Below are 12,393 nucleotides of genomic sequence, written 5' to 3'. Positions count from 1 at the left end.
TATAATTTATTGTTTTTTATTTTGATTTATGCGCACTTTCATGTATTTTTGCGCATCAGAAATGAAAGGATAGTAAGAATCACTTATATAGCAGATGGATTATGGAATGGAAACAACTCATATCAAACAAGCGCTTCGGACAGGAGCATAAGCATGCCGAACGCCACGACGATCGCTCTGAATTCAAGCGCGATTACGACCGCCTCATCTTCTCGTCGGCGTTCCGCCGCCTGCAGAACAAGACGCAGGTATTCCCGCTGCCGGGCAGCATCTTCGTACACAACCGCCTCACCCACAGCCTGGAAGTATCGAGCGTGGGCATGTCGCTGGGCAACGACATCTCCCGCCGCATCATCCAGAAGCGTCCGGAACTGAAGGATACCCTCTTCGAAGAGATAGGAACCATCGTGAGCGCAGCCTGTCTGGCACACGACTTGGGTAATCCTCCCTTCGGGCATTCAGGCGAGAAAGCCATCCAGACTTTCTTCAGCGAAGGAGCAGGCCAGAGCCTAAAATCGGCGGTTTCATCGGAGTTTTGGGATGATATCACCCATTACGAGGGTAATGCCAACGGCTTCAGAATCCTGACGCATCGCTTCAAGGGCCGTCGCCAGGGTGGATTTGTGATGACTTATCCGATGCTTGCCGCCATCGTGAAATATCCTTTTGCCAGCAGTCTAGCTGGCAATCACGGTAAATTCGGCTTTTTCACCTCCGAAGCGGCTACCTACCAGAAGGTAGCCGATGAATTAGGCATCCGCCGCCTGTCTGCCGAAGGCGAACCACTGAAGTACGCCCGCCATCCGCTGGTGTATATGGTAGAGGCTGCCGATGACATCTGTTATGAGATTATGGACATCGAGGATTCGCACAAGCTGAAGATTCTTTCCTTCGATGAAACCGCCGATTTATTGCTCGGTTTCTTCGATGAAACCACGAAAAACAAGATTCGCCAGCGCATCATCGACGAGGAACTGACCGATGAAAACGAGCAGGTGGTTTACATGAGAGCCTGCGTGATTGGCAAACTGGAGAACGAATGCGTAAAGGCATTCCTCGACCACGAGGAAGAGATTCTTGCCGGCACCTTCGAGGGAGCCCTCATCGACCACATCTCGGAGCACGAGCGCAATGCCTACATCACCTGTACCCAGGTTTCGAGAAAGAAGATTTACGCCAGCAAGCCCGTTCTCGACATCGAGCTTTCGGGTTACAAGATCATGGCCACGCTGATGGAAGTATTCATCGATGCCGCCGTCAACCCGTCCCGTTTCTACTCCAAGCAGCTTCTGCGCCGGGTAAGCAGCCAGTACGACATCGAGAACGAGAATCTGGAAGATCGAATCATGGCGATATTGGATTACATCAGCGGCATGACGGATATCTATGCCCTAGATATCTATCAGAAGATAAACGGCATCAGCCTGCCTATTGTATAGGATAACACCAAAATTCTGCTGCCTTTTCTTTGACACAATAAGACAATTTACCCCCAAAAACAGAAATCTGGGCTCTAATGGGGCCACTTTAAAACTGCGCTAAAATAAGTATTTATATGTATCTTTATGTTAATTTAGGTGTCGCATTGGTACCAATGCGACACCTTGAACATAGGAAGTAGACACATGAACATAGGAATGCGACACCTAGTTTCGAAAAAAAATGCTATATTTGCAGCATGAAACAAAGATTAGAAATAAAAACAAGAAACAATGACAACAGCAGAATTCACAATTTTCATTCTAGGAGTATCCATACTCATATCGGGCATCATCATATTCTATGCCATGATACGTGAGTACCAGAACTATCTTGATGATCACTGGAAGGCAGAGTTCAGCCTTGCCGATTTCATCAAGCGGGAACAGTTTTATATCTACCTGTTCCTGGGATTAACGCTTATCATCCTGCAGAACCTGTGGTATCTGCTGAGTGATTAGCAAGTTAGCCCTGCATAGGCATGCAGAGAAATTCGCATCATCTCATCTGCAAATCAAAAAAAGAGAGATATTACGAGAATTCACAAAGTTTTATGTTAAATTGTATTGCCGTTTGCAAAAAAAGTGGTACTTTTGCAAGCAGATTCACCAACTGGAAATAATCATAATAATAAGGTGATGAAACGAATTTTTAGAAGACAATATGAAACCATTATTTCTGCTGCAGTTTGCATGCCTCATCTTCATGGTGGTCAATGCCCTAATCCTGGCATTCACCCATCTGCATGTAAGATGGCTCAACAAGCGATATGAGCGTTCAAGATGGCTGATTTTCGTAGCCATGCTTGGACTTGCCATACAATACCTGATGCAGATGATTTATGGATTCCGAGCCACAGACGATGGTTTGGGAGCCATCATCAACATCCTGGTCTATACCCCCTGCTTCACGCTCATAGCCATGGGCATCTACAACATAGAGGCCACCCACGCCAACCGCAAAAAGATGATTCTGATTTGTGGAGGCGCCTATGCAGCCATACTCGCCACCTTCCTGGCAGGTGTCCACTTCTGCAACGGCCTGCACATCGGAAGCTGGCTCTATGTGATGCTGGCTCTCTACGCAAGCGATGTAGTATATTGCATCTATATGATTATCAAGGAGATGAACAAGAGAAAGAACATGCTGGAGACGATGGCTGCCACCGACATCCTGCCATACGTGAGATACGCACGTGCCAGCGTCATGATTCTCATGTTTACAGCCGTAATCACGCTGTTTGCCATCCTCAACACCAAACTGCTATTCATCGTGGGACCTCTCGGACTGGTTTCTTTTTTCTTCTTCATCCTCAGTTTCGTGGCACTGGGCTACAACTATACCCCTACCGAAGAACTCCTTGATAAGGAAGAGGAGAAGATGGCTGCTCTGGAAATAGCTATCAGCAAAGGACTGGCTGATGAAAACGACCCTGAAACAAAGCTGGAAATGGAGGAGCTGAATGATGAAATGACGGAAGCCCTTACTGATGAACGGCAACTGTTTATACAGCGATGTCTGGATAAATGGTGCAAAGAAATGGGATACAAAGACAGCACGGTGAACATGCTGACCTTATCTCATCAGCTTAGGATTCCGAAGTATGAGCTGACTCAGTATTTCGACAAGATTCTGCAATCTACGTTCAGAATCTGGCTGAGTGAAATTCGCTTCGAGGCGGCAAAGAAGATGATGGAAGCCTGTCCTGACTTCAGCAACGACATCATCTCTGCCGAATGCGGCTTCTCATCCCGCACCCATCTCTACCGCATCTTCAAGCAGAAGGAGGATTGCACCCCTACTGCCTGGAGAGAAAGACAACAGAAAGAATCCGACATTGCTGGCTCTTGACATTCCATCGGAGTGTAATATAGAATTTATTATAGGATAATTTTCAACCATATAGGACAAAATTGTTTTTAAGACTAGAAGAAAGTTCCGTTCAGCGTCGTTGAACCTACATTCAACGTCGTTGAACGGACATTCAACGTCGCTGAACGGACATTCAACGACGCTGAACGAAGCTTTCTACTAACTCTAGAAACATTTTCCTTTAAAGGTAGGAAGTAATCAGTATGAAAATGATGTAAAAATTCCCATGCCCTTATTGCCGGAAAGCAATAAGGACATGGGATTATCTGTTGTTTTATTATTCTTTTTCCTTATAGAAAATCTTGTTGGCACCACTGGTTATCTTCAGCGCCTCAGGATGCTCCTCTATGAAACTGTTGATGTGACGAACACGCTTCTCTTCCAGAATCTCATCCACGGCTATGAGAATACCCGTCTCCTCTACATCACCGAAACCATAGTTGATGGCGGTGCCGAAGAGCTTCATGGTAGGACTCAGATTCATATACGCATTCACCAATGGAGGAATGTTGAAGCCCAACTCTCTGATTTCACGATTCAAGATGCGATAATCAGCACGGAAATCATCCTCGGTGAAAATCTTCTCCATCTCGCTCTCAGGAGTCTCCAACTTCAATGGCTTCATCGGAATCACCAGGTTCTCCTTGTCATCAAAATGCTTCTTGAGGAAGTAGAGAATCATGTCGCGACCACGACGGATGTAAGATGGATACATCGTCATCTTGCCAAAGAAATACTTCACCTCTGGGTAAAGCACAGTCAGGGCACCCAAGCCATCCCAGAGATTATCCAGGGCAAAGATGCTCTTGCTGTTCTTGCGAACATTCTGATACTCAATAGAAACGAACGAACGGCCCAGCTCCACGGTGTAAGGCATGTAATCCTTCAGGAACTTGTCGGAGAAATGGAACATGTGGCTGGTGGCGAGCTTTGGCTGGCCCTTCTCGTCGAGCTGCCAGTCCCTACCCAGCAGATAACGGTAACCACCGATAATCTCGTTGGCCTCCGGATTCCAGACGATGAGCTGCTTATAGCAGTTGTCGCCAAAGTCGAATTCGTCAAGATCCATCGATTTCCCGGTTCCACCGCCAGCCTCACGGAAAGCGATTTCACGAAGGCGCCCAATCTCCTTCAATACATTTGGCGAGTCATTTGCCGTAACGATGTAAATCTCGTTATGGCTCTTATTGGTCATGCGAAGCTGCTTGTCGGGAGTCAACTCGCTCTTCAGCAGCTCGCGGTCAATCGGTTGGATGATTTCTTCTTCCATACTACTCTATCTCTATATAAAAACTATATTCTATAAATCTATATTATGCTTTACGATGCTTATAATGCTTTGCGTATTATAATGCTCTGTTATAATCTGTTATAATTCGTAGACCTTATCTTTCACATACTGTGCCCACTCGGTGGCCGACTTGCTATGGTCGAAGGTCTGCCAAGGAATCGGTTTGCCGATGGCGATGCGGAAATGCTTGCCCACGTTCTTGTACATCTCGTCTACCAGGAAAAGCATGGCGAGATTGAACGGCAGATGCTTGTCGCTGAAGCGGGCGATGCGATAGAATCGCTCTGAGTTGCGCCCGCCAAAGTGGATAGGCACCACGTCGCGCTGATACTCCACGCTCTTGGAAATGAAAGTCTTCTTCCAAGGCAGGTCACGGATGCTGCCGTCAGGCTGCTTGCGGCTGTTCAGGCCAGCAGGGAACATGAGCATGTGGTTGTCGCTCTGGAAACCAGCCTCCACCATGCGCGGGAAGTCACGGCTCTGTCGACCGGTTTTGTTGATGCCGATGCTTACAGGTTTGAGTCCCGGAAGATTGAGCAGAAGGTCGTTTACCAGATAGCGGAACTTGCCGTCATAATGCTTTCCGATGATGGAGCCCAGGCACACGCCGTCCTGTCCGCCCAGCGGATGATTAGACACGAAGGTATAGAGCTTTCCGTCGTTCTTATCCGGCAGATTCTCCAAGCCCACAATCTCTACATCCATCTTCAGATAGCGCACGCATTCGGTGAGCCACTCTGTACCGGAAAGGCCACGACTTTCCCACAAGAACTTGTTGACCTCGTCCTCGTGAATGATTTTCTTAAGCCAAGAAACCAGGAAACCCGGCACATACTTCGCCTTGCTTCCCATCTTGCTCTTCAGTATCTTTTCTATATCTATCGTTTTCTCAATTGAAGCACTCATGTTCATTAAAACTTATAAGTACGTGCAAAATTAGTTCTTCTTTTTTAAATACGAGTCATTTTTTCCAAAAAAATATCATTTTTGCCTAAATTTCCTATAAAATAGCATCATTCGTGCAGAAATCAAGACAAAAAACAGTGTTTTCGGAGTTTCCGTGACATTCGGTTCAGCAGAGCCCAAAAGGCGGGAAAACAACTTTTTTATAGCCGTTTTTAAAATTTTGCACGGAAAAGTAGCAGTTTGTGGGGATTTTTATGTACCTTTGAACCCGAATTCCTTTTAAATAGGTACATACGTGTGGTAAAATAGGTACATACACGTGGGAGGAATGAGTTAAAAATAAGAAACTTATAAAGAAAAATAAGAAAAGACGATATGATTAAGACAGCAGAAACATACCACGTACCCGTTCTCCTGAAAGAGAGCGTTGACGGACTGAATATCCAGCCAGGCGGCATCTATGTAGATGTTACCTTCGGCGGTGGCGGACACTCCAGGGAGATACTCTCCCGACTCAGCGAGGGCGCACACCTGTATAGCTTCGACCAGGATGCCGACGCCGAACGCAACGTGGTGGCGAATCCTGAATTCACCTTCGTTTGCTCCAACTTCAGATACCTGAAAAACTGGATGCGATACTATGGCGTTGACGGACTCGACGGACTGCTTGCCGACCTCGGTGTATCGAGCCATCACTTCGACGACGAGACCCGTGGCTTCTCGTTCCGCTTCGACTCGCCGCTCGACATGCGCATGAACAAGAGAGCCGGAAAGACTGCTGCAGACATCGTGAACGAATATGAGGAAGAAGCCCTTGCCGACATCTTCTACCTCTACGGCGAGCTGAAGAATTCGCGCCGCATCGCCTCTGCCCTGGTCAAGGCGAGAGCCACCAGCCCCATCAAGACCACCAAGGACTTCATGGCAGCCGTGGAACCCCTCTTCAAGCGCGAGCGAGAGAAGAAGGAGATGGCGAAGCTCTTCCAGGCGCTGCGCATAGAGGTGAACCACGAGATGGATGCCCTGAAAGAGATGCTCCGATCTGCCACCGAACTGCTGAAGCCGGGCGGCAGGCTCTCGGTGATCACCTACCACTCGCTGGAAGACCGCATCGTGAAGAACATGATGAAGGCGGGCAATCCGGAAGGAAAGATAGAACAAGACTTCTTCGGAAGAATAGAAACTCCGTTCAAGCTCGTGAACAACAAGGTAATCATTCCTGATGCCGACGAGCAGGAGAGAAACCCGAGAAGCAGAAGTGCTAAACTTAGAATAGCAGAAAAGAAATAAGAAAATGGAAGAAAAAAAAGAAAAACAGATAGTCAACAGCCAGGCGGAAGAAACAGCTCCTGAAGGGACGCCGAAGGCTGCTGCGTCCGAAGGTCCAGCCAAGGAAGCAACTCCCGAAGAGTCGCTCAAGGCAGCTCTAGCCAAGCAGGCCATTGAAGAGGAGGCTTCGGGATCGGCAAGCTTTACCCTGCGCAAGATTCTGGGTGGCGATATCCTCACCGCCCAAATCATACGCAAGCAGATATGGCTGTTTGTGCTCATCGTGTTTTTCGTCATCATCTACATATCCAACCGATACAGCATCCAGAAGGACCTTATCGAGCTGGACCAACTGCAAAAAGAGCTGCAAGACACCAAGTACAAGGCTTTGTCTACCAGCAGCCAGATAACAGAAAAGAGTCGTGAGAGCAATGTGCTCGACGTGCTGAAGCACAGCAAAGACAGCATCCTGCACATCGCCACCCAGCCTCCTTACATCATTAACGTACCCGAAGAATGAGCAAGTTTGAACATAAGAAAGTAATGCCCCGCTACAGCGCCATCGCCATCATCATGACCCTGATAGCGGCTGCCATCGTGGGCAAGGCATTCTACATCATGACTGCCAAGCACGACTACTGGATGAAGGTTGCCGAGCGACAGAAGAAAGATTCCGTGACCGTGAAGCCTAACCGAGGCAACATCCTGAGCTGCGCCGGTCAGCTGATGGCGAGTTCGCTGCCTGAGTTCAAGGTGTTCATGGACTTCCAGGCATTGTCTACCGCCAAGAACGACTCGCTGTGGGATGTGAAGCAGGATTCCATCTGCCAGGGTCTGCACAAGATATTCCCGGAGAAGAGCGCTGAGGAATTCAAGCGCAATCTGATAGAGGGACGAGGCAAGAAGAGCCGCCACTGGGCAATATACGGCAGCCGCATCGACTACAACACCTTTACCGAGGTGAAGAGTCTGCCGGTGTTCCGCATGTCGCCCTACAAGAGCGGTTTCCACTGGGAGGAATATAATGCCCGCACCCGTACCTACGGTTCGCTTGCCGGACGTACCATCGGAGCCATGTTCGGCGCCAAGGATACCGCCCGCTTCGGACTGGAGCTGAGCTACGACTCCATCCTGCGCGGAACCAACGGTATCGTGCACCGCCGCAAGGTGCGCAACAAGTTCCTCGACATCACCGATACCCCTCCTATCGACGGAGCCGACATCATGACCACCATCGACGTGAGCATGCAGGACCTTGCCGAGCGTTCGCTCATCGAGGAGCTGAAGGAAATCAACGCCAACGTGGGTGTAGCCATCGTGATGGATGTGCCTACCGGCGACATCAAGGCCATCGTGAACATGGAGAAATGTTTCGACGGAGAATACAGAGAGATTCACAACCATGCCGTGAGCGACCTGCTGGAGCCGGGTTCCGTGTTCAAGCCAGCCTCGCTGCTCGTGGCCCTGGACGACGGCGTGGTGGATACCACCTACCATGTGGAGACGGGCTGCGGCGTATGGCAGATGTATGGCAGAGACATGAAGGACCACAACTGGCGCAAGGGCGGATATGGCATGCTGAGCTTTGCCCAGACCCTGTGGTACAGTTCCAACATCGGTGTGAGCCGCATCATCGACGATCATTACAGGAACAATCCTGAGAAATTCGTGAAGGGCATCTACCGCACCGGTCTGCACGATGACCTGAAGATTCCGCTGATGGGTGCTACCCCGGCAAGAATCCGCATGCCGCACAAGAACAGCCACGGACAGTATGACAACTGGGCTAAGACTTCGCTGCCATGGATGAGTATCGGATATGAGACGCAGGTGCCACCTATCTCTACCCTCACCTTCTACAACACCATCGCCAACAACGGCAAGATGATGCGCCCTAGATTCGTGAGCAAGGTGGTGAAGAACGGAGAAACCATCATGGAATTCCCGCCAGAGGTGATGCGCCCGCAGATAGCCAAGGAGAAGAGCATCAAGGAGTTGCAGACCATCCTAGAACAGGTGGTGAGCGTGGGACTCGGAAAGAAGGCTGGTTCGCCTAACTTCAAGGTGGCAGGAAAGACGGGTACGGCGCAGGTATCAAAGGGTGCCGGCGGATACAAGAACGGCGGAACCAACTATCTGGTTAGCTTTGCCGGCTATTTCCCTGCCGACAATCCGCGCTACAGCTGCATCGTCTGCATCCAGAAATCGGGCTTGCCTGCTTCGGGAGGAAGCATGAGCGGAAAGGTGTTCCACGACATCGCCGAAGGCATCATGGCGCAGAGTCTGAAACTCGACGTGAAGGACGCCAAGGATTCAGCTTCCATCTTCGTACCCGACGTGAAGAACGGCAACGTGCTTGCTGCCGACTATGTGCTCACCCACCTGGGCATCAAGACCAACACCAACTGGGGCGGCAGCTATGCCAACGGAAACCCTATCTGGGGCAAGGCCGAACGTTCTGGAAGCCGAAGCATCCGACTCATCAGAGAGAAGCAATACGGCAAGGGCACCGTGCCTGACGTGATGGGCATGGGCGCAAGAGACGCCATCTTCAACATGGAGAGCCGAGGCATCAAGACCCGGATTGTGGGCAGAGGAAAGGTAACCAAGCAGAGTCTGGTTCCCGGAACTCCGGTCAAGAAGGGAGCCGTATGCTCCCTTGAGCTCAACTAAACCAGAGCAGGACTCAACTCTCGATGGCATCCAGAGCTGAGTTCTGCACCCTATATATAAATAAGGTGTAAATCTCTATATATAAATAAGGTGTAAATTTATAAAAAACAATTATATGAAGTTACAAGAATTGCTCAAAAACATCGAGCCGATACAGATAATCGGCGATGTAGATGTAGAGGTGTCGGGCATCAACATCGATTCCCGAAAGATTAAGGAAGGTCACCTGTTCGTTGCCATGAAGGGCACACAGGTTGACGGCCACAAGTTTATACCAAAGGCATTGGAACTGGGCGCAAAATCGGTTTTGTGCGAGGACTTGCCTGAGGAGAAGGTTGAGGGCGTAACTTACATTCAGGTAGCATCTACCGAGGATGCTGTAGGCAAGGTGGCAACCCTTTTCTATGGCGACCCATCCAGAAAACTGAAGTTGGTTGGCGTGACTGGTACCAATGGCAAGACCACCATCGCCACCTTATTATATAATATGTTCCGCAAGTTCGGACATAAGTGCGGTTTGCTCTCCACCGTGTGCAACTACATTGAGGACGAGGCGATTCCTGCCGACCATACCACTCCAGACCCTATAGAGCTGAACATGCTGCTGGGCAAGATGGTAGAAGCTGGCTGCGAGTATGCCTTCATGGAGTGCTCTTCGCACGCCATCGCACAGAAGCGTATCGGAGGTCTGCAGTTTGCCGGCGGATTGTTTACCAACCTGACCCGCGACCATCTGGACTATCACAAGACCTTTGAGAACTATCGCAACGCCAAGAAGGCATTCTTCGACGGACTGCCAAAGACAGCCTTTGCCATCACCAATGCCGACGACAAGAACGGCATGATTATGGTGCAGAACACCAAGGCTACCGTGAAGACCTACTCCACCCGCTCTATGGCCGACTTCAAGGCAAGAATTCTGGAGTGTCACTTCGGCGGCATGTATCTGGAGATTGACGGCAGAGAAGTGGGCGTACAGTTTATCGGCAAGTTCAACGTGAGCAACCTGCTCGCCGTATATGGTGCAGCCATCATGCTGGGCAAGAAGCCAGAGGATGTGCTCGTAGTGATGAGCACCCTTCACAGCGTAAACGGACGACTGGAGCCAATTCAGTCGCCAGAAGGCTATACCGCCATCGTAGACTATGCCCACACGCCAGACGCCCTGGAGAACGTATTGAACGCCATCCACGAAGTGCTCGACGGCAAGGGCGGCGAAGTAATCACCGTATGCGGAGCCGGCGGCAACCGCGACAAGGGCAAGCGCCCGCTGATGGCGCAGGAGGCCGTAAAGCAGAGCGATAAGGTAATCATCACCAGCGACAACCCACGCTTCGAGGAGCCACAGGACATCATCAACGACATGCTTGCCGGACTCAACGCCCAGCAGATGAAGAAGGTGATCAGCATCGTAGACCGCAAGGAAGCCATCCGCACAGCCTGCATGATGGCAAAGAAGGGCGACGTGATTCTCGTAGCCGGAAAGGGACATGAGGACTATCAGGAGATTAAGGGCGTGAAGCACCACTTTGACGACAAGGAGGTGATTCGCGACATCTTCGGCATTCCACAGAAGTAAAACAAAGAAAAAGAAGAAAAATGTTATATTATCTCTTTAGATTTTTAGAGCAGTGGGGCATCTCAGGCTCTCACATGTGGGGTTACATCTCGTTCCGAGCCCTGCTCGCATTGATATTGTCACTCGTTATCTCAGCATGGTTTGGCGAGAAATTCATCAAGTATCTCAAAAACAAGCAAATCACTGAGACCCAGCGCGATGCCAGCATCGACCCGTTTGGAGTGAAGAAGATTGGCGTGCCTTCTATGGGTGGTGTCATCATCATCCTTGCTATCCTCGTTCCGGTGATTCTGCTGGGACGTCTGCGCAACATCTATCTCATTCTGATGATCATCACCACCGTATGGCTGGGTTTCCTGGGCGGTATGGACGACTTCATCAAGATTTTCAAGCGCGACAAGGAAGGCTTGAAGGGTAAGTACAAGATTGTGGGACAGGTGGGCATAGGCCTCATCGTGGGTCTGGTGCTCTGGGCTTCGCCTGACGTGAAGATGAACGAGAACCTCGCCATCGAACGCCAGGGACAGGAGACCGTGGTGAAACACCGCGCAGAAGCAAGAAAATCGCTGAAGACTACGATTCCGTTCTTCAAGGGTCACAACCTGGATTACTCCAATATTACCAGCTTCTGCGGCAAATACAAGGTGGCAGCAGGCTGGATTCTCTTCGTGATTATGACCATCTTTGTGGTGACAGCCGTATCCAACGGAGCCAACCTCAACGACGGTATGGACGGCATGTGTGCCGGCAACTCCGCCATCATAGGTGTGGCGCTAGGCATACTTGCGTATGTGTCATCGCACATCGAGTTTGCCGCCTACCTCAACATCATGTATATCCCTGGTTCAGAGGAACTGGTGGTATTCTTCTGCGCCTTCATCGGAGCGCTCATCGGTTTCCTCTGGTACAACGCCTACCCTGCCCAGGTGTTCATGGGCGACACGGGTTCGCTGACCATCGGCGGTATCATCGCCGTGGGTGCCATCATCATCCACAAGGAGCTGATGCTGCCTATCCTCTGCGGTATCTTCTTCGTAGAGAGCCTCAGCGTGATGATGCAGGTTTACTACTACAAGCTGGGCAAGCGCAGGGGCATCAAGCAGCGCATCTTCAAGCGCACGCCTATCCACGACAACTTCCGCACACAGGACAGCCAGCTGGACCCTGAGTGCAAGTACTTGTGGAAGAAGCCTCGCAACTGCTACCACGAATCGAAGATTACCATCCGCTTCTGGATTGTAACCATCATCCTGGCGGCATTGACCATCATCACATTGAAGATTAGATAAAACACAGGCGCTTTTATCAGCCTGATTTAGATAAG

General features: G+C 50.0%; 10 protein-coding genes. 8 read left to right on the top strand and 2 right to left on the bottom strand.

Annotated features, from left to right (window positions below; translation table 11 throughout):
- Positions 1–101: 101 nt before the first annotated feature.
- The 3 genes from dgt (at position 102) to KUA49_RS15455 (ending at position 3,330) form a co-directional block, all read left to right on the top strand.
- A complete protein-coding gene (dgt, locus tag KUA49_RS15465) occupies positions 102–1,439 on the top strand; it encodes a dGTP triphosphohydrolase (RefSeq protein WP_218412154.1) in 1,338 nt (445 codons plus the stop codon).
- A gap of 273 nt (positions 1,440–1,712) precedes the next feature.
- Entirely contained in the window at positions 1,713–1,940 is a 228-nt protein-coding gene (locus tag KUA49_RS15460; protein ID WP_218412155.1) for a hypothetical protein, read from the top strand.
- A gap of 202 nt (positions 1,941–2,142) precedes the next feature.
- The gene (locus KUA49_RS15455) at positions 2,143–3,330 is read left to right on the top strand and encodes a helix-turn-helix domain-containing protein (protein ID WP_256624787.1); all 1,188 of its coding nucleotides are present in this window, start codon (positions 2,143–2,145) and stop codon (positions 3,328–3,330) included.
- Between the two features lie 298 nt (positions 3,331–3,628).
- Here KUA49_RS15455 and KUA49_RS15450 read toward each other — a convergent pair whose 3' ends face one another.
- On the bottom strand, positions 3,629–4,621 hold the full coding sequence (locus KUA49_RS15450) for a GNAT family N-acetyltransferase (RefSeq protein ID WP_218412156.1): 993 nt from the start codon (positions 4,619–4,621) through the stop codon (positions 3,629–3,631).
- A gap of 99 nt (positions 4,622–4,720) precedes the next feature.
- Positions 4,721–5,548, bottom strand: coding sequence for a glycerol acyltransferase (locus tag KUA49_RS15445; protein ID WP_218412157.1), 828 nt, complete (start codon positions 5,546–5,548; stop codon positions 4,721–4,723).
- A gap of 375 nt (positions 5,549–5,923) precedes the next feature.
- On the opposite strand from KUA49_RS15445, the gene rsmH reads away from it, so the two are divergent.
- The 5 genes from rsmH (at position 5,924) to mraY (ending at position 12,358) form a co-directional block, all read left to right on the top strand.
- A complete protein-coding gene (rsmH, locus tag KUA49_RS15440; protein WP_218412158.1) occupies positions 5,924–6,838 on the top strand; it encodes a 16S rRNA (cytosine(1402)-N(4))-methyltransferase RsmH in 915 nt (304 codons plus the stop codon).
- A gap of 4 nt (positions 6,839–6,842) precedes the next feature.
- Positions 6,843–7,337 (top strand): FtsL-like putative cell division protein, encoded by a 495-nt coding sequence (locus tag KUA49_RS15435; RefSeq protein ID WP_203041208.1) that lies wholly within the window; start codon positions 6,843–6,845, stop codon positions 7,335–7,337.
- Positions 7,334–9,490 (top strand): penicillin-binding protein, encoded by a 2,157-nt coding sequence (locus KUA49_RS15430; RefSeq protein ID WP_218412159.1) that lies wholly within the window; start codon positions 7,334–7,336, stop codon positions 9,488–9,490. The genes KUA49_RS15435 and KUA49_RS15430 overlap by 4 nt, the downstream gene beginning before the upstream one ends.
- A 115-nt stretch (positions 9,491–9,605) precedes the next feature.
- On the top strand, positions 9,606–11,069 hold the full coding sequence (locus KUA49_RS15425; RefSeq protein ID WP_218412160.1) for a UDP-N-acetylmuramoyl-L-alanyl-D-glutamate--2,6-diaminopimelate ligase: 1,464 nt from the start codon (positions 9,606–9,608) through the stop codon (positions 11,067–11,069).
- A gap of 20 nt (positions 11,070–11,089) precedes the next feature.
- Positions 11,090–12,358, top strand: coding sequence for a phospho-N-acetylmuramoyl-pentapeptide-transferase (mraY, locus tag KUA49_RS15420; RefSeq protein WP_203041205.1), 1,269 nt, complete (start codon positions 11,090–11,092; stop codon positions 12,356–12,358).
- Positions 12,359–12,393 lie beyond the last annotated feature (35 nt).

Origin of the sequence: Segatella copri (assembly GCF_019249655.2) — a bacterium.
Classification (GTDB): Bacteria; Bacteroidota; Bacteroidia; order Bacteroidales; family Bacteroidaceae; genus Prevotella.
Note: the sequence above shows the minus strand (reverse complement) of the source record. Positions and strands in the feature narration are given on the sequence as shown.